A 16,733-nucleotide genomic window follows, 5' to 3' on the forward strand; every position below is an offset into this window, starting at 1 on the left:
GACATAGGTGTAGATTGATTTAGTGTTTTTATACTAAGTATCCACTAATGTTAGATCTATCATCTGGTAAAGAGCGAATTATTCAGGAGTTTGTGCCGGGTAAGCAGGTCACTCTTGCGCACCTTGTTGCTAATCCAACTGAAGAATTATGCGAGCGTGTCGGCGTAGAGAGTAAAGGTGCAATTGGTATTTTGACACTGACACCGGGTGAAACATCGATTATTGCTGGTGATATTGCGACTAAATCGGCAAATGTAAATATTGGCTTTCTAGACCGTTTCTCGGGTGCTTTGGTGATTACCGGTAGTGTTGCATCGGTCGATGAGGCCTTGAATACCGTTATTTCTGTACTAAATACCACTTTGTCTTATAACACCTGTGAAATAACGCGGACATGATATGAATAATCAGCAAATATCAAATATCGCCTTTATTGGCGAGGTTGATGCAGGTAAGTCGGCATTAATAAATAAGCTATTAAATACTGATACCAACACTGGCAAAACACAGGCTGCGACCTTTTATCAGGGTAGCGTTATTGATACGCCTGGAGAGTTTGTTGATAACCGCTCATGGAACGGTGCATTACTGTCGACAATTTCATCCGTTAAGACGATTGTCATTTTGCAGCCTGCTGATGCCAAACGAGTCAGTGCACCAAGCGGTTTACTGAGGGTATACCCGAACAAGAATATTGTTGCGGTGATCAGTAAGTCTGATGTCGACGATGCTGATTGCGAAAGGGCTGAGAGGTTATTGAAAGGCGAAGGGATAAACGGGCCCTATTTCCGAACTTCAATCTACGACCAGCCTTCTATTGAGCAGTTACACGGGCACTTACTCTCTCTTCAGCCGGTAAGTGCTGAATTCATCTAATTTGCAAGGGAAGCGGTAATGAAACAGCTAATTTCTGCTGCAGATATACGAAAAGCAAAAGCGGCTAACAAGTCTTGCCTCGTTGTTCCGGTGGCGCAATACATCATTACGCCAGAAGCACGCGATGTTGCCAAAGTTGAAGGCATTACATTGTTAGACACAGAGCCTAACCAACAGCAGGTATCTCCTGCACTGCAAGAACCGGCCAGTGAAGGTGCTTTGGTGAGCATGGCAATGGAAGAGGCTGAGTGTCCACAACAGCTAGCCGCAAAAATCCAATCTGAAATTGAATCGAAGTTACCGGGTGTAGACAGTGATCAAAGCCTGTTAATCAAAGAGCTTATCAGCAAGGCACTGCAAGACTTCGGTGTGCAAGCCCCGCCATCAGCCCGGCAAATCAATGATGATGGCATTGTGCTGGTAAGAGGTAGCGCAGTTCAACTGGGCGAATTCGATGGTGCGCCAGGAAAGAACATAGGGCTTACCGATGTTATCGGTGCTCAAGACAACAGCAATATGGGCGTGGGCTATATGGGGTGGGAGAACGCTTTCTTCCCATGGACCCTGTGTTACGACGAGGTCAACGTGGTATTGGAAGGGGAATTCCACGTCAAAACCACTTCTGGAACCACTGTTGGTCAACCTGGGGATGTCATTTTTATTCCTAAGGGAAGTACAGTTGAATTCGGTACCCCGACTCATGTTCGTTATGTCTACATTACCTACCCAGCTGAGTGGGCGTAATCATGGACAGTAAAGCCACGCCTGCATTTATTACGGAAGATTACCTTCGCCAGCATGTGGGATTGCGTGCTGGTGGTGAAATCTTCTTGCCTGCAGGTACCCGTTTCACGCCCTCGGCCCAGCAGATGATCACCGAACGGCAGATTACGGTGAAATGGCGTGATGACAGCGGGCGGGTGTTTACCGGCGGGCAAGATGAGGCTCAAGCACCAACCAAGCAGGTCCACCCCTTAAAAACCAATAATGTACGCCCGGAAAACGCGTGTGTGATGTGTGGGTCGAACATTGCGGATAAGCCGGCGTTAATGACACACCTCAATGACAAAGTGCTGGTACCGAAAACCCACCCGAGGATTGCGCTTAGGGGCAAACTTGATAGCTGTATTTGTTTTTGTGTTATGGCGCAGTGCGCAATGGGGAGTCAGCCTGAAATCTTAACGGGCTTTATGTCTGATATCCGTTCATATCTAGGGCAGGTGCTGCAGGCCGAAGTGACCGAGCAGTCTCTTCCGCTACCTAGTTTGGGCGATTTTGAAGCTGACGAAGTACATCGTTGGTCGCATAAACCCTTGACGTATCTTGGCCACGACCATTTGCTGCCTGATGTGAGTTACGGGGAGCAGGTTGCACAGCTTAACTATCTCCGTGCCCTTATCCGTGAACTTGAACTGATCGCCAGCAAGGTGTATCTCGATGACTGCATGCAACTGAGCCGCAACGATATTGTTGCCGGGTTGAACAGACTTTCGAGTGCGGTGTACGTGGTGATGATTTTGGTTTTGCAGTGCGAAAAAGGCCGCGCAGAAGTTCTCAAGGAGCTTGGTAATGAAGTTGCTTGAAACATGCCGCGATGCTTGCCGCCAAGCGCCAAAACGTATTGTTTTTCCTGATGCCGAGGATGTCCGCCTGCTGCATGCTGCCAACGAGATGAAGCTTGCTGGGTTGGCAGAGCCCATTTTGGTGGGTAACCCGTTCAAATTGCGTGATTTGGCCCATCGTAGCGGCATCGCCGTGCCATGCCTGACCTTGCTTTCGCCTGAGTCGGCGGGTTGCTTCGATGAAATGGTTTCTAGCTATGTATCACGACAGCGTAAACCGATAACTACCGATGAGGCTGAGTCAAGGCTCAAACAACCATTGGATTTCGCGATGATGATGGTGGCCCACGGGTATGCCGATGTTTGTATCGGCGGCAATATCTCTACTACTGGTGACGTAATCAGGGCGGCGATACGTGGGGTTGGGATTGCCCCTGATTCCAAAACGGTATCGAGCTTTTTCTTGATGCTGTCGCCAGACGGCGAATCTGTCCATGCATTCTCCGATGCTGGCGTGATCCCATTACCGACAGCAGAACAGTTGGCCGATATAGCGATAGACACCGCAGCTAACTTTGCAAAGCTCACCGGACAAACTCCACGGGTTGCGATGCTGTCATTTTCAACCAAAGGAAGCGCTGAACACCCTACGGTAAGCAAGGTAACCGAAGCGACCGAACTCGTCCGCCAGCGTTGCCCTGATCTGATCATTGATGGCGAGGTGCAGTTCGATGCGGCAATTGTCCCTGCAGTTGCCGCCCAGAAAATGCCGAATAGCCCACTTGAAGGGCAGGCTAATGTATTTATTTTCCCTTCGCTTAACGCTGGCAACATTGCTTATAAAGTTGCCCAGCGGTTAGGCGGATATATCGCGCTGGGGCCAATGCTGCAAGGTTTGGCTTCACCGGTACATGATTTATCTCGCGGCTGCAGTGCGAACGATATCGTTGATATTTCGGTATTGGCTTCATGTCTGTGTCGGTAACTGTAAACAAAAAAGTTGAGGAATAGCTAATGGAAGCGTTAGGCATTATTGAAACCAAAGGATTGACTGCACTGATTGAAGCATCGGATGCCATGGTGAAGGCGGCTCGCGTGCAGTTGGTGGGTTATAAGCAAATCGGCTCCGGCATTGTGTCAGCGATGGTTCGCGGTGATGTGGCTGCATGTAAGGCTGCAACAGATGCAGGTGCAGCGGCGGCTCAGCGACTTGGTGAGGTGGTAGCCGTGCACGTGATCCCGCGTCCGCACGGTGACTTGGAAGCGATTTTCCCAATCACCACAGAAGTAGAAGAAGAAAAACCTGCGGCATCCAAAGCCCGCACAACTAAATAACCCAAGGAGAAGCAAATGGACGCATTAGGAATTCTTGAAACCAAAGGGCTTACAGCGCTAATTGAAGCATCGGACGCCATGGTTAAAGCGGCTCGGGTAGAGCTGGTTGGCTATCAGCAAATTGGTTCTGGTTATGTGACAGCGCTGATCCGTGGTGATGTTGCTTCTTGCAAAGCAGCAACAGATGCCGGCTCTGTAGTCGCGCAGCGTTTAGGAGAGTTGGTAGCAGTACATGTGATCCCTCGTCCACATCAGGATCTTGAGAAAGTCTTTCCGATCAAAGTGAAATAAATGCCCTCCCTTGGCGAGGGCTGGGGGAGTGACTGTATGAGGAGTTCGTATGCGCATCGCAAAGGTCATAGGCCATGTTATTGCCACTGTCCGCAGCCAACATATGCGGACGGACAAACTTTGCTTGGTGGAATTTATCGACAAGCAAGGTAACGGTAAGGGCGAGATCCACATCGCGATGGATCAGCTCGGAGCTGGAGAAGACGAATGGGTAATGGTCGTGTCAGGCAGTTCAGCCAGGGCGGCCTACGGCGATTTGCAGACGGGTTCACCGGTTGATCTTTGCGTCGTGGGGATCATCGATGAAGTCACGGCGTCTCGCGAACAGCTTTATCGAAAAATTTAATGATGTTGCATGGAGTCGATCACTATGGATCAGCAGCAAATTGAAGAAATTGTTAGACGTGTTGTCATGCAACTTGATGTTGCCCACGGCAATACCTCTTCAGGTAGCGAAGCCGGCGACTATGGAATTTTCCCAACGTTGGACGGCGCCGTTGCCGCGGCAAAACAAGCACAGAAACAAATTCATTCGCTAGCTTTGCGCGATGAGATGATTTTGGCTATCCGCCGCATGGCGAAAAAACATGCCGAAGAGCTTTCTAGCATGGCTGTTGAGGAAACAGGCTTTGGCCGTGTAGAAGACAAAATTGCCAAGCACTTGTTGGTCGCCCAACGTACGCCTGGAACCGAAATCCTTGCCCCCCAAGCGGTCTCTGGTGATGCGGGAATGAGCTTGATGGAAAATGCCCCATGGGGAGTAATTGCGTCGGTAACCCCGAGTACGAACCCATCCTGCACTGTCATTAATAATGCTATCAGTATGATTGCTGCTGGCAATGCAGTGGTATTTGCACCTCACCCAGCAGCGAAAAAGGTTTCCCAGTATGCCATTCAGTTGGTCAACAAGGCCTGTGAAAGCGTTGGCGGCCCAGCCAGTATCTGCACTACAGTTGCGACACCTTCGTTGGAAAATGCACAGGCTCTGTTCTGTTATCCGGGTATTGGATTATTGGTCGTAACCGGTGGTGATGCGGTGGTTGAGGCGGCACGAAAAGTCACGGATAAGCGCCTTATCGCGGCTGGACCAGGTAACCCGCCTGTTGTTGTAGATGAAACTGCGGACTTGCAACGCGCTGCTATCTCCATCGTTCAGGGAGCATCATTCGATAACAATATCGTTTGTGCTACCGAAAAAGAGATTATCGCGGTTGAATCGATAGCTGATGAACTGAAAGCGCAGATGTGCCAGCACGGTGCCTATGAGCTAACACCGGCCCAGGCTGATGCTGTGGCAAGGGTGGTACTTAAAGGCTATCCGGGCGAGAACCCATCGGCCGATCCTAAATGGGTTGGACGGGATGCAGCCAAAATTGCCGCAGCCGCAGATATCCAGGTACCAGCCGATACTCGATTGCTGATCTTCGATGCTGAGAAAGATCATGTTTTTGCCACGACCGAACAAATGATGCCGATCCTGCCGCTGATCAGGGCCAAGCATGTCGATCAAGCTATTGATTGGGCGGTGGAGTTGGAAAATGGCAATCGCCATACAGCAGCGATCCATTCAAAAAATATCGATGTGCTAACACGGATGGCTTTTGAAATGGACTGTAGCCTGCTTGCCAAAAATGGACCCGCGATAGCAGCCATTGGTGCCGGTGGTGAAGGTTGGACAACCATGACCATTTCGACGCCTACTGGGGAAGGGGTGACCAATGCGTTGACCTTTACCCGCAAACGCCGCTGCACCGCTGTTGATGCCTTCAGGATTGTTTAGCTATGACTAGTTTGCTCGAACAAGTTAACCAGCACCTGTTGCTTATCGATGACTTGGTGAATGATGAGTCACCAATCACCGCACCTGAAAAATGGTTTGTCGGTATTGATTTGGGAACCGCCGATATCCAAACCGTTGTGGTTGATGGCTGTGGAGTGCCCATTGCGGCATTCCTTGATTGGGCCGATGTAGTTCGTGACGGGGTGGTGGTCGACTATGTCGGTGCCTGCCGTATTGCACGCGAGCAATTGCGCAAAGTGGAACAAAAGCTAGGCGTTAGCGTCGAGCAAGCCATTACTTCCTATCCCCCAGGAACCGATCCGCGTATTTCTATCAATGTGGTGGAGTCTGCCGGGGTAGTCGTTAGCCATGTGATCGATGAGCCAAGCAGTGTAGCCGAGCTTCTTCAGATCCAACAAGGTGCAGTGATAGATGTCGGCGGCGGAACAACGGGGACAGCCATTATATCTGGTGGCGAGTTGGTGACATCTTTAGACGAGCCGTCAGGCGGTCGCCATGTCAGCCTGACAATAGCAGGCGGGCTTGGGGTCGATATGGATGAAGCCGAGCAGCACAAGCGCCGTAGCCATGAAGATCCGCTAGTCGCTGCGATGGCAAAGCCGGTTATTGAAAAGATGGCCGACATTGTTGCCGACCATCTTATCGGGCACCAGCCTGCAGATATGTACCTGACAGGCGGTGGGACACTGATTGCCGGCTTTAGCGATATTTTCCGTCAGTCTTTTCCTGCTATCAATGTGGTGGAGTTTTCCCGCGCGCTCTATTTAACGCCGTTGGCTATCGCAAGCTATGGCTTGATGCTGGAAGGCAAGGAGTAAGCAATGAATGTGTCTCAAGCCGATATTGCAGCGATAGTCCAGCAGACGCTCACCCAGTTCCGCCCGCACCGGGGTTTCACTTTCCGCTCCCCGGCTGTCACGGTAACCGGCGGTTATTGCGTCAACCAGTTGGGTGAGGTGCTAAAAGAACTCGGAGCAACCAAAGTACTGCTGGTTGCCGACAAACTGGTTCACCAGCTTGGACTCACTGCAAATTGTGAAGCCGCCATCACGCTATCGGGGCTTGAACTGATGCTGTTCACCGATATTGCTGGTGAGCCGGATACTGACTGCATCAAGGCCGGCACCGAGATGCTCAAGCGCTGCGATGCAGACTTTGTTCTTGGTGTGGGTGGAGGCTCAGCACTGGATGCGGCGAAAGCCATCGCTGTGATAGGTGACTACGCGGGTAAGTTGACCGAATTTCATGTCGGCGGCATTGCTTCAAGGCGGGTAGGGCTTGGCGCGATACCGACAACGGCAGGTACGGGGTCTGAGGTTACTGATATAGCGGTTATCAAGGATCTGGTATTGGGTATTAAAGTACCAGTGAAAGGCCCTGCATTGGTGCCGGATATGGCCATGGTCGATCCGGCCTTGATGCTAGGTGTGCCTGCCGGGATAACCGCTGCAACGGGTATAGATGCGCTGACCCATGCTATCGAGGCGTATATTTCACGCCATTCCAATCCGCTATCAAAAGCCTATGCCTACCATGCCATTGAGGCGATTGGTAAAGCCCTGCCGATTGCGGTGGGTTACGGTCAGGATATCGACAAGCGTTACGACATGGCAGTTGCAGCGTATAAAGCAGGCTTGGCATTTAGCAATGCAGGCCTGGGGTTAACCCATGCTATATCGCACCAGATAGGTGCCCGATACCACCTTGCTCACGGCGTGGCCAACGCCATCTTGCTGCCATATGTAATGGCGTTCAATGCCCTTAGCTGTGAAGCTGAGTTGGCAGAAGTGGCAAGTGCGTTGGGGGTAGGGCGAGAATCAATGACATTGCGCGAGCGTTGCCGGGCCGCTGTTCTTGCCGTACGCCAATTGGTTATTGATTTGGGTTTACCGACTTCGCTGGCCGATGTAGATATTGCCAAGCGCGATATTCCTTTGCTGGCCGAGCAGGCGATGAAAGATATTTGCCTGCAGGGCAACCCCCGTGATGTGAGCCCAAGCCAGATCGCTAGCCTGTTGCAGCAGGTGATTGATGGCACCTTGCCAGAAGGATACTGCTGATGGACAGGAAGCTGATTCACAGTGTCGGCATTGATATCGGTACTACCACCACGCAGGTTATTTTTTCCAACCTGACGGTGGTTAACCGGGCGCCTGCGTCACAAGTGCCAGTGTATGAATTTATCGAGCGTGAAATTGTTTATCAGAGCCCTGTGTCTTTCACGCCAATCAATCGCGAGGGCACCATTGATGCCACGCGGTTGCAGCAGTTTATCGAGCAGCAAATAGAACAGGCCGGACTGGCAGAGAAGGTTGAGACCGGTGCCATCATCATTACCGGTGAAACGGCTAAAGCCCATAACGCTCGTGATGCCATTATGGCGTTATCCCAGCAGTTGGGTGATTTTGTCGTCGCGACCGCAGGACCGAATCTTGAATCTGTTATTGCGGGCCGTGGTAGTGGCGCGCAGGAGTTGGCCCAGAACAACCACCTCAAAGTGATGAATATCGATATTGGCGGAGGAACCTCCAATTACGTGGTATTCGATTGTGGCCGTGTGGTAGAGACGGCTTGCCTCAACATTGGTGGTCGCTTGGTGGAATTAAACGACAGCGGGGATGTGGTCTATGTCCACAAGCCTGGGGTCGTTGTAATGCAGGATCTTTTCGGCGAAGCATTGCACCCCCGCCAGATCACGGCGGATCACCTCAAGCGGATGGTTGATCGGATGGCCGATTTGATCGTGGAGGTGATGGAAGGACAGCTTTCCCCATTGGCAGTGCAACTGCTGCAAACCTCGGCCCTTTCTGAGCATAAAGACTTAGATGCTGTATTTCTCAGTGGCGGTGTGGGTGAGTGCTACTACCAGCATGACCATCAGGAGGCTGGGGGCTTTGGCGATATCGGCCCAAGGTTGGCGCTCTCCCTTCTGCGTCATGGCCGACTGTCTAAATATCCGGTACGCCGCCCTAACCAAACACTGCGGGCCACTGTAATCGGCGCGGGTGCTTATTCGCTGACGTTATCGGGTTCGACAATTTGGCTGAACTCGGACGAACTGCCCCTCAAGAACATACCGGTTGTTCACCCGGCGGTGGATTGGCTGCAACCAGAGCCGTCTATTTGCGATGAGATTGTGATTGCTGCCGAGAGGATGGATCTCGCCCTCGGCTGTGACCGCTACGCGATCGCCCTCGATCGCGGTATGCCCGTGCGCTACCAAACCGTTCAGCACGTGGCAGAGGAGTTGGCCCGTTTCTATCAACATCACGGCAATCACCAAGATCCGGCGTTTGTCATTGTACATAACGATATCGGTAAGGCTGTTGGTATGGAATTGCAGCCCAAATTACAACCACAACCAGTGAGTGTGATTGATGAAGTGATCACCCATGAAGGTGATTATATCGATATTGGCAACAGTTACTTCGGCGGGGAGATTGTGCCCTTAACTGTGAAATCTCTCGCCTTCCCGTCTTAAAAGGAGTTGTTACATGAAGTTAAAAACCCACCTGTTTGGTCAAACCTACCAATTCAGGGATGTCAAAGATGTACTTGCTAAAGCTTCGGACCTTCGTTCCGGCGATATTCTGGCGGGAGTAGCGGCGAAAACGGCGCAAGAGCGAGTTGCTGCCAAGCATGTCCTGTCGGAAATGACGCTTAAAGATCTGCGTGAAAACCCTGTGGTCAGTTACGAAAAGGATATGATCACCCGCATCAACCAAGACAGCCTCAACCGGACTATGTTCGAGAAAATTCAGAACTGGTCGGTGAGTGAGCTGCGTGAATACGTGCTGAGTGACGATATCAGCAACGAGGATATGCAGCGCCTTCGCAAGGGCCTAACTGCAGAAATGGTATCGGCGGTGGGTAAGTTGTGCTCGAACGGCGACTTGATGTATGGCGCCAGTAAAATGCCCGTTATCACCAAGGCCAATGCCACTGTCGGTTTGCCGGGGCACTTCAGCTGCCGTCTGCAACCCAATGACACCCGCGACAACGTTAACTCGATATTGGCCCAGACCTATGAAGGGTTAACTTACGGCTGTGGTGACGCGGTGATCGGTATTAACCCTGTCACTGACAGCGTCGAGAATACCACCCAGATGCTCAATGCTATCCAGGATGTGATCACCAAGTGGGATATTCCTACCCAGCCATGCGTTCTTGCCCATATCAGCACCCAGATGGAAGCGGTTCGCCGTGGTGCACCGGGCGGCTTGCTGTTCCAAAGTATTGCCGGCTCTGAAAAAGGTCTGGCTGAGTTCGGCGTCAGTGTCGAGATGCTCGATGAAGCTTATGAAATCGGTAAGCAGTACTGCAACTTGGCCGGTGAGAACATGATGTATTTTGAAACCGGCCAGGGTTCAGAGCTTTCTGCCGATGCTCACCATGGTGCCGATCAGATGACGATGGAAGCACGATGCTATGCGTTGGCCCAGCGTTACAACCCACACCTAGTCAATACAGTGGTTGGGTTCATCGGTCCAGAGTACCTCTACAACCACCAACAGATTATCCGTGCAGGTTTGGAAGACCACTTCATGGGCAAATTGTCTGGCATTCCTATGGGGTGTGATGCGTGTTACACCAACCATGCTGATACCGACCAGAACTCCAACGAAAACCTCGTGACCTTACTGGCTGCTGCCGGGGTTAACTTTGTGATTGGTATGCCGCTTGGTGACGACATCATGCTGAACTACCAAACTACCTCATTCCATGATACCGCCACTGTGCGACAGCTTTTGAAGTTGCGTCCGGCCCCTGAGTTTGAAGCCTGGATGGAAACCATGGGGCTTATGGAAAATGGCCGCTTGACCCGTAAGGCAGGCGACCCGTCAATCTTCTTCAAATAAGGGGTAGCTAGGAATGAACGAACAAAAAATTCAGGATATCGTCGCCACTGTGCTGGCTCAATTGGGCGAAACCAATGTTACACCGGCAGCCGTGACCAAGGTGGTTGATGCCAAGGTTTCGCAACTGGACAACAACCATGCCGAGTCACTGCCAGATCTTGGCGAGAAGTGCTTTAAGAAGTGGAACGGTATTACCGGTGCTGCCGATAGCAAAGTGATTGATGACTTGATGTCCCAGACCGATGCAAGGGTAGGGACCGGGCGCACGGGCCCACGGCCAAGAACAACGGCTTTGCTGCGCTTCCTGGCTGACCACTCCCGGTCTAAAGATACCGTAATCAAAAACGTCGAGTCTTCATGGCTGCAAGAGCGCAATCTGATGGAGGTGCAGTCTTGTGCGGTGGATAAAGACCAATACCTGACGCGCCCGGATTTAGGTCGCAAGCTCAACGATGACGCCAAGATGTTGATTCGTGATAACTGCAAGAAATCACCGCAGGTCCAGGTTGTACTTTCTGATGGCCTGAGCTTGGATGCGGTGACCGTTAACCATGATGAAATCCTGCCGCCACTGCTTAATGGTCTAAAGAATGCAGGATTGGATGTCGGCACACCTTTCTTCTTGCGCTACGGCCGGGTGAAGGCACAGGACGAAATCGGGATGTTGCTAGATGCCGAGGTTAACCTATTGCTGATTGGTGAGCGTCCGGGATTAGGGCAGTCAGAGTCGTTGAGTTGCTATGCCATCTATAAACCGACAGAAGATACCGTTGAGTCTGACAGAACCGTGATTTCAAATATTCACGCGGGCGGTACACCGCCGGTTGAAGCGGCTGCGGTCATTGTTGACTTGGTGAAAACCATGCTGGCGCAGAAAGCCAGTGGTATTAACTTGAAGCGCTAAGAAGGAGCAAAGCATGGCTATTTTAGACAAAATCCAACCTGCCGTTTTGGCAACCCGTGTGATTGCCTCGGTCGATCCTGTTTATAAGGAAAAAATGGGGCTGGCACCTCACCACAACAGTATTGGTATGATCACTGCTGATTGTGATGATGTGACTTATTGTGCGCTAGATGAAGCGACGAAGGCGGCTAATGTTGATGTGGTTTACGCCCGCTCTTTTTATGCCGGTGCTGCCCACTCATCCGGCCCGACATCGGGCGAGGTGATCGGTATTTTGGCAGGCGCATGTCCGGCTGACGTCATCGCCGGCCTCGAGCGTGCCAAAGCCTTTATTGAAGATGAAGCAGCATTCCAATGTGCTGATGAAAATGGCGACATTGCATTCTTTGCCCATCTGGTGTCATCAACAGGTAGCTATTTGTCAGCAGAAGCAGGGGTAGAACAAGGCGAAGCGCTTGCGTATCTGATTGCACCTCCGCTAGAAGCGATGTTTGCCCTTGATGCGGCATTGAAAGCTGCGGATGTCCGCTTGGTCAACCTATTTGCGCCACCGTCAGAAACCAACTTTGGCGGTGGTCATCTGGCAGGCTCTCAAGCGGCTTGTCGCGCGGCGTGCGAGGCGTTTCAGGCTGCCGTGCTTGATGTTGCCCGCAACCCTATAGCGAATTAGGCGAGGTAGATGTGGAACCGCTATTGAAACTGGTTCAGCAAGCAGGGGTAGTCGGTGCCGGTGGCGCTGGCTTCCCGACTTACGTCAAGCTTGATTGCCAGGTCGAGTTGGTGCTGGCAAATGGCGCCGAGTGCGAGCCGCTGCTTTATAAGGATCAAGTCTTGATGCAGCTGTGGGGGCATGAGCTATGTGGTGGCATGTTGCTGGCGATGAAGCAAGTTGGGGCATCTCGCGGGATCATTGGTATCAAGAAAAAAAATGCCGATACCATTGCCGTTTTGCAGCCTCTGTTGCCGGACAATATCGAGTTGCTGTTAATGGACGATGTCTATCCGGCTGGCGATGAAGTGGAGTTGGTTTTCCATGCTACAGGGCAACGGATCCCGGCTGGCGGCTTGCCGAAAGATATCGGTGTGATGGTCAATAATATCGAATCATTCATTAATGTTTTCCGAGCTGCAAACGGGCAACCGGTGACAGAGACAATGATCTCGGTCCATGGTGAGGTCGCGGTGCCATATTCGGCATGGCTTCCCCTTGGTATGAGCTATCGCGAGGCCATTGAATTGGCTGGTGGCATGACTGCGTCGGATTGCATTGTCGTTGAAGGCGGCCCGATGATGGGTTCGGTAACCACTGATCTCGACAAGCCCATAACTAAGGTGTCGAGTGGTTTGCTGGTATTACCGAGAACATCACGCATTGCCCGTATCAAGATGCGCAGTGAGGCGGATCTGCGCCGCATAGGCAAAGCCGCTTGTGATCAGTGCAGCCTGTGTACGTCGATGTGTCCTCGTAACTTGCTGGGCTATCCCATCAAGCCACACCTTGCTATGCGTTCATTGCAGGTCTCCGGTAGCAATAATTTGAGCTATTCACTGGCTGCACAGGCATGTTGCGAATGCAACCTCTGTACTATGTGGTCGTGTCCCGAGGGGCTGGACCCAAGCCGGGTTTGCGCTACGACAAAAAGGGCGCTTCGTGAACAGCAGCAGTGGCAGTCGCCAGCAGAACTCCAGGCGCAGACCACAGATGTCCATCCGATGCGCGAATATCGGGGGGTACCGACCAAGCGACTAGCGCAGCGGCTTGAACTCGGCGGTTACATGGTAAGGAAAGCTGAATTTCGTCACTTTGGTATCACTCCTGAACAGGTGTCAATTCCGCTAGCACAGCATATTGGCCAACAGGCACAAGCCATTGTAATAGAGGGGGAGGTGGTAACTAAAGGGCAAATGATCGGCCAACCTGCTGAGGGCAGTCTGAGTACTGCAGTTCATGCCAGTATCTCAGGAATTGTCACGGCAGTGGGCGATTCGGTAGTCATTCGGCATCAAGTTTCTGCCGAGTCAGCGGCTTAGTGCAATAAATATAGATTGGAATAGTAAATGGTAAATGCAATTGGCTGTATTGAACTTAACTCGATAGCCCGTGGCTATCTGGTTGCTGATGCCATGCTCAAGTCGGCAAATGTCGAGATCTTGTTTAACCGGACGATTTGCCCCGGCAAGTTCATGGTGATGGTCAGTGGCGATGTCGCAGCGATCAACGCAGCGGTCGAAACTGGATTGCGGGTCGGCGGCGGTGAAGTGGTTGATGATTTAATTATTGCCAATGTTCACCCGGATGTGTTTCCAGCCATTGCAGGTACACGTGTGGTTGAACATACCGCGGCACTGGGGATAGTCGAGACATTTTCTGTCGCTGCTATCGTGGAGGCGGCCGATGCAGCAGTCAAAGCGGCAAACATTGAGCTGCTAGAAGTCCATATGGCAATGGCGATTGGCGGGAAAGGTTTCGTCACTCTTACCGGTGATGTCGCTGCGGTGCAAGCTGCTGTCGAAGCGGCAGCGGATCGAATTAGAGACAAAGGCGTGTTGGTCGACAAGGTCGTTATTGCACAACCCCGTAAAGAGGTTTTAGAAGGAAAAGTATAAATCAGCGATAGGCCAATCAGTGGTCGTTCTTAATGTGGTATTTCGAACCACGCAAACTGTTGGTTGCTGTTGAAGAAAACTGTTTTTTAATCATTCGTTTTATTTTCTTTCGGGTTAATAGAGCGAGCTAGTCAAATTAACGTTCCATTTTTTAGCCGTATGCAGCTGCACAGGGCGGAGCTCTTGCACCTTGAAGAAAGCAACGATTCCTTGCAACTGATGCAAATCATTATTAGGGAAAAGGAAGGTACATCATGAATGACATCATTCTATACATTATGGTGGGCTTCATGGTTCTGGGGGCGATAGATAAAGTTCTCGGTAACCGGTGGGGCTACGGACAGCAATTCGATGAAGGCTTCATGGCAATGGGGGCTTTGGCGTTGGCAATGGTCGGGGTCGTGAGTCTAGCCCCGGTGCTGGCTAATTTGCTTAGCCCAGTTGTTGTGCCTTTATATACGGCATTAGGCGCGGACCCTGCAATGTTTGCCGGTACATTGTTAGCCAATGACATGGGCGGTTATCCATTGGCCCAGAGCATGGCGGAAACTGAAGCTGCGGGCCTGTTCTCTGGCCTGATCCTGGGTGCCATGATGGGGCCAACATTGGTCTTTACCATTCCTGTGGCGCTGGGAATTATCCAAAAAGAAGATACTAAATACCTAGCCCGAGGCGTACTGATTGGGATGATCACTATTCCAGTAGGTTGCTTCGTTGGTGGGTTGGTTGCCGGCTTTGATATGGCAATGATCTTGGGTAATTTGGTGCCTATCGTGATAGTAGCTGGCCTGATTGCGGTTGGTCTATGGCTCAAACCTGATGCGATGATCCGGGGCTTTGAGGTCTTTGGTAAAGGTGTTATTGCCGTTATCACGATTGCTTTGGCGGCGATAGTGGTAGAAACCTTAACTGGCCTAGTGTTAATCCCAGGCATGGCACCTATTTCAGATGGTATCGAAATTGTCGGTGCAATTGCTATCGTACTGGCTGGTGCATTCCCGATGGTCCATTTTATTACCAAGCACTTGAACAAACCGTTGATCAAGCTCGGTAGCTCAATGGGGATGGGAGAAACAGCAGCGGCAGGCCTTGTTGCCACAATGGCGAACAACATTGCGATGTTCAATATCTTCAAAGATATGGATAACCGAGGAAAAGTGATCAACGTTGCCTTTGCGGTATGTGGTTCTTTTGTATTCGGTGACCACCTTGGTTTCACTGCGGCGGTAAATAGCGATATGATTTCTGCTGTTGTCGCCGGTAAGTTGGTTGGTGGCTTTAGTGCATTGCTACTAGCCGTTTATGTGACCCGAAACATGACAGATGAACCCGATTTGATTCCTGCGAATCAGGGTTGATAAATATATTTTGTCCTAATTTGGACTGATTAAAAGAAAAGGGCAGCCGTCGGGCTGCCCTTTTTACTATCGCCAAAAACAGCTATCAATTCCCTATACTTTTTATATCGGCTTTTGTAGCGGAAGAATCCTCATAGAGGAGGGTGTTATGGCGAGTAATAATATCGGGCGAAGCGAGAGTGTAGTACCAGAGGAAAAAATGAGCATGCATGAAGGCATTGCCAACTGGTGTGACTGTTGTGTATGTGAAGCTGAGCCTTATTGGTCTGAAGTTGCCGAACAGATGGGAATCAACATGAGTGACTATGAAGATGGTCGATAAAAAAAACACCGCAGCGAAATGCTGCGGTGTTTTAATGAATATATGGGTTGTTCCTTACTGAAGAGATTCAAGTAGGCCATTAAGCTCTTGGATCAGGTTTTCAGTTTCTGGGTTACTTGCTTTCATAGCTGCAAATGTATCAGCCTGAAGTTTTTCCTGCATTGCCATTAGCTTTTCATCGGCAAGAATGCTTTCACGTTGTTCTGCTAGTTGGCGCTTAGCGGCTGCGAACTCTTTAATCAAAGCTTCACGCTCTTCTTCGCTGGTTTCAGCATTGCGTACTTTGTCTTGGATCTCTTGTGCCTGACTGACGAAATCATCAGGGTTGTAACCAATCTCTTTGGCTTTCTCTTTGTAGGCAGCTTCAAAGGCTTTAGCTTGTTCAACAAGCTCTGGATGCGCTTGCAGTGTTTGCTGGCGGATGCTGGTCAGGTCGCGCTGAATTGCATTGATACGGTGAGTCACTTCTTTTTGGCTTGCAACTGTATCGGTTGCTGCATCACTTGCCTTCGAAGCAGGACTGAATGCGAATAAAGTCACTAGCATCAAAGGAAAGGCGTATTTCATTAGGTTGAATACTGAATTTGGTTGTTGCTGGGTACGCGTTTTGCTGTTTTGCATATTTTAACCTTTATCGGTGGTTATCTTCGCTATGTCTGCAATGTATAAAAGCTCCCAAAGCAGAATGTCAGTATTGTGTCATGTATGCTGGATAAGAACTGAACAAGCAGAAGGCTGCCTTTGAATATGGGCTTTGTAAGGAAGGCTAAGTACAAAAAAGCCGGCAATCCATATGCCGGCAAATGAAGATAGTGTTT

General features: G+C 50.8%; 20 protein-coding genes. 19 read left to right on the plus strand and 1 reads right to left on the minus strand.

The window, feature by feature from the left end; genetic code table 11:
- Window positions 1-47: 47 nt before the first annotated feature.
- The 19 genes from eutS (at window position 48) to BIZ37_RS15140 (ending at window position 15,915) form a co-directional block, all read left to right on the plus strand.
- Window positions 48-398: an ethanolamine utilization microcompartment protein EutS gene (gene eutS / locus BIZ37_RS15050; protein WP_187462167.1), complete on the plus strand. Its 351-nt coding sequence runs from the start codon at window positions 48-50 to the stop codon at window positions 396-398.
- Between the two features lies 1 nt (window position 399).
- Window positions 400-876, plus strand: a complete 477-nt coding sequence (locus BIZ37_RS15055; RefSeq protein ID WP_187462168.1) for a EutP/PduV family microcompartment system protein — start codon at window positions 400-402, stop codon at window positions 874-876.
- Window positions 877-894: 18 nt separating this feature from the next.
- Window positions 895-1,620, plus strand: coding sequence for an ethanolamine utilization acetate kinase EutQ (gene eutQ / locus BIZ37_RS15060; protein WP_187462169.1), 726 nt, complete (start codon window positions 895-897; stop codon window positions 1,618-1,620).
- A gap of 2 nt (window positions 1,621-1,622) precedes the next feature.
- A complete protein-coding gene (eutT, locus tag BIZ37_RS15065) occupies window positions 1,623-2,459 on the plus strand; it encodes an ethanolamine utilization cob(I)yrinic acid a,c-diamide adenosyltransferase EutT (RefSeq protein WP_187462170.1) in 837 nt (278 codons plus the stop codon).
- On the plus strand, window positions 2,446-3,423 hold the full coding sequence (gene pta, locus BIZ37_RS15070) for a phosphate acetyltransferase (protein WP_187462171.1): 978 nt from the start codon (window positions 2,446-2,448) through the stop codon (window positions 3,421-3,423). The genes eutT and pta overlap by 14 nt, the downstream gene beginning before the upstream one ends.
- Window positions 3,424-3,452: 29 nt before the next feature.
- A complete protein-coding gene (gene eutM, locus BIZ37_RS15075; protein ID WP_187462172.1) occupies window positions 3,453-3,773 on the plus strand; it encodes an ethanolamine utilization microcompartment protein EutM in 321 nt (106 codons plus the stop codon).
- A gap of 15 nt (window positions 3,774-3,788) precedes the next feature.
- A complete protein-coding gene (eutM, locus tag BIZ37_RS15080) occupies window positions 3,789-4,064 on the plus strand; it encodes an ethanolamine utilization microcompartment protein EutM (RefSeq protein ID WP_039461512.1) in 276 nt (91 codons plus the stop codon).
- 49 nt (window positions 4,065-4,113) lie between these two features.
- Window positions 4,114-4,410, plus strand: coding sequence for a EutN/CcmL family microcompartment protein (locus tag BIZ37_RS15085; RefSeq protein WP_187462173.1), 297 nt, complete (start codon window positions 4,114-4,116; stop codon window positions 4,408-4,410).
- A gap of 24 nt (window positions 4,411-4,434) precedes the next feature.
- A complete protein-coding gene (locus BIZ37_RS15090) occupies window positions 4,435-5,844 on the plus strand; it encodes an aldehyde dehydrogenase family protein (RefSeq protein ID WP_187462174.1) in 1,410 nt (469 codons plus the stop codon).
- A 2-nt stretch (window positions 5,845-5,846) separates the two neighbouring features.
- Window positions 5,847-6,683: an ethanolamine utilization protein EutJ gene (gene eutJ, locus BIZ37_RS15095; RefSeq protein WP_187462175.1), complete on the plus strand. Its 837-nt coding sequence runs from the start codon at window positions 5,847-5,849 to the stop codon at window positions 6,681-6,683.
- 3 nt (window positions 6,684-6,686) lie between these two features.
- Window positions 6,687-7,925 (plus strand): iron-containing alcohol dehydrogenase family protein, encoded by a 1,239-nt coding sequence (locus BIZ37_RS15100; RefSeq protein ID WP_187462176.1) that lies wholly within the window; start codon window positions 6,687-6,689, stop codon window positions 7,923-7,925.
- Window positions 7,925-9,346, plus strand: coding sequence for an ethanolamine ammonia-lyase reactivating factor EutA (locus BIZ37_RS15105; protein WP_187462177.1), 1,422 nt, complete (start codon window positions 7,925-7,927; stop codon window positions 9,344-9,346). The genes BIZ37_RS15100 and BIZ37_RS15105 overlap by 1 nt, the downstream gene beginning before the upstream one ends.
- A gap of 13 nt (window positions 9,347-9,359) precedes the next feature.
- Window positions 9,360-10,724: an ethanolamine ammonia-lyase subunit EutB gene (locus tag BIZ37_RS15110; RefSeq protein WP_187462178.1), complete on the plus strand. Its 1,365-nt coding sequence runs from the start codon at window positions 9,360-9,362 to the stop codon at window positions 10,722-10,724.
- A gap of 13 nt (window positions 10,725-10,737) precedes the next feature.
- A complete protein-coding gene (gene eutC / locus BIZ37_RS15115; RefSeq protein WP_187462179.1) occupies window positions 10,738-11,628 on the plus strand; it encodes an ethanolamine ammonia-lyase subunit EutC in 891 nt (296 codons plus the stop codon).
- A gap of 13 nt (window positions 11,629-11,641) precedes the next feature.
- The gene (gene eutL / locus BIZ37_RS15120) at window positions 11,642-12,298 is read left to right on the plus strand and encodes an ethanolamine utilization microcompartment protein EutL (protein ID WP_187462180.1); all 657 of its coding nucleotides are present in this window, start codon (window positions 11,642-11,644) and stop codon (window positions 12,296-12,298) included.
- Window positions 12,299-12,309: 11 nt separating this feature from the next.
- Complete coding sequence (locus tag BIZ37_RS15125) at window positions 12,310-13,659, plus strand: 4Fe-4S dicluster domain-containing protein (RefSeq protein ID WP_187462181.1); 1,350 nt, start codon at window positions 12,310-12,312, stop codon at window positions 13,657-13,659.
- Between the two features lie 27 nt (window positions 13,660-13,686).
- Window positions 13,687-14,235 (plus strand): BMC domain-containing protein, encoded by a 549-nt coding sequence (locus tag BIZ37_RS15130; protein ID WP_187462182.1) that lies wholly within the window; start codon window positions 13,687-13,689, stop codon window positions 14,233-14,235.
- A 254-nt stretch (window positions 14,236-14,489) separates the two neighbouring features.
- Window positions 14,490-15,593 carry an ethanolamine utilization protein EutH gene (gene eutH, locus BIZ37_RS15135; RefSeq protein ID WP_187462183.1) on the plus strand — a complete coding sequence of 368 codons (1,104 nt, stop codon included), beginning with the start codon at window positions 14,490-14,492 and terminating at the stop codon, window positions 15,591-15,593.
- Between the two features lie 148 nt (window positions 15,594-15,741).
- Entirely contained in the window at window positions 15,742-15,915 is a 174-nt protein-coding gene (locus tag BIZ37_RS15140; RefSeq protein ID WP_187462195.1) for a hypothetical protein, read from the plus strand.
- A gap of 54 nt (window positions 15,916-15,969) precedes the next feature.
- Here BIZ37_RS15140 and BIZ37_RS15145 read toward each other — a convergent pair whose 3' ends face one another.
- Window positions 15,970-16,536: a hypothetical protein gene (locus tag BIZ37_RS15145; RefSeq protein ID WP_187462184.1), complete on the minus strand. Its 567-nt coding sequence runs from the start codon at window positions 16,534-16,536 to the stop codon at window positions 15,970-15,972.
- Window positions 16,537-16,733: the final 197 nt, after the last annotated feature.

The sequence above is a fragment of the Photobacterium sp. BZF1 genome, from assembly GCF_014349205.1.
Classification (GTDB): Bacteria; Pseudomonadota; Gammaproteobacteria; order Enterobacterales; family Vibrionaceae; genus Photobacterium.

Coding starts and splice junctions, on each gene's coding strand:
- eutS (WP_187462167.1), top strand. CDS start 48: ATGTTAGATCTATCATCTGGTAAAGAGCGAATTATTCAGGAGTTTGTG.
- BIZ37_RS15140 (WP_187462195.1), top strand. CDS start 15,742: ATGGCGAGTAATAATATCGGGCGAAGCGAGAGTGTAGTACCAGAGGAA.
- eutC (WP_187462179.1), top strand. CDS start 10,738: ATGAACGAACAAAAAATTCAGGATATCGTCGCCACTGTGCTGGCTCAA.
- BIZ37_RS15145 (WP_187462184.1), bottom strand. CDS start 16,536: ATGCAAAACAGCAAAACGCGTACCCAGCAACAACCAAATTCAGTATTC.
- eutQ (WP_187462169.1), top strand. CDS start 895: ATGAAACAGCTAATTTCTGCTGCAGATATACGAAAAGCAAAAGCGGCT.
- BIZ37_RS15085 (WP_187462173.1), top strand. CDS start 4,114: ATGCGCATCGCAAAGGTCATAGGCCATGTTATTGCCACTGTCCGCAGC.
- eutM (WP_039461512.1), top strand. CDS start 3,789: ATGGACGCATTAGGAATTCTTGAAACCAAAGGGCTTACAGCGCTAATT.
- pta (WP_187462171.1), top strand. CDS start 2,446: ATGAAGTTGCTTGAAACATGCCGCGATGCTTGCCGCCAAGCGCCAAAA.
- eutT (WP_187462170.1), top strand. CDS start 1,623: ATGGACAGTAAAGCCACGCCTGCATTTATTACGGAAGATTACCTTCGC.
- eutH (WP_187462183.1), top strand. CDS start 14,490: ATGAATGACATCATTCTATACATTATGGTGGGCTTCATGGTTCTGGGG.
- BIZ37_RS15090 (WP_187462174.1), top strand. CDS start 4,435: ATGGATCAGCAGCAAATTGAAGAAATTGTTAGACGTGTTGTCATGCAA.
- eutL (WP_187462180.1), top strand. CDS start 11,642: ATGGCTATTTTAGACAAAATCCAACCTGCCGTTTTGGCAACCCGTGTG.
- eutJ (WP_187462175.1), top strand. CDS start 5,847: ATGACTAGTTTGCTCGAACAAGTTAACCAGCACCTGTTGCTTATCGAT.
- BIZ37_RS15055 (WP_187462168.1), top strand. CDS start 400: ATGAATAATCAGCAAATATCAAATATCGCCTTTATTGGCGAGGTTGAT.
- BIZ37_RS15110 (WP_187462178.1), top strand. CDS start 9,360: ATGAAGTTAAAAACCCACCTGTTTGGTCAAACCTACCAATTCAGGGAT.
- BIZ37_RS15105 (WP_187462177.1), top strand. CDS start 7,925: ATGGACAGGAAGCTGATTCACAGTGTCGGCATTGATATCGGTACTACC.
- BIZ37_RS15100 (WP_187462176.1), top strand. CDS start 6,687: ATGAATGTGTCTCAAGCCGATATTGCAGCGATAGTCCAGCAGACGCTC.
- BIZ37_RS15130 (WP_187462182.1), top strand. CDS start 13,687: ATGGTAAATGCAATTGGCTGTATTGAACTTAACTCGATAGCCCGTGGC.
- eutM (WP_187462172.1), top strand. CDS start 3,453: ATGGAAGCGTTAGGCATTATTGAAACCAAAGGATTGACTGCACTGATT.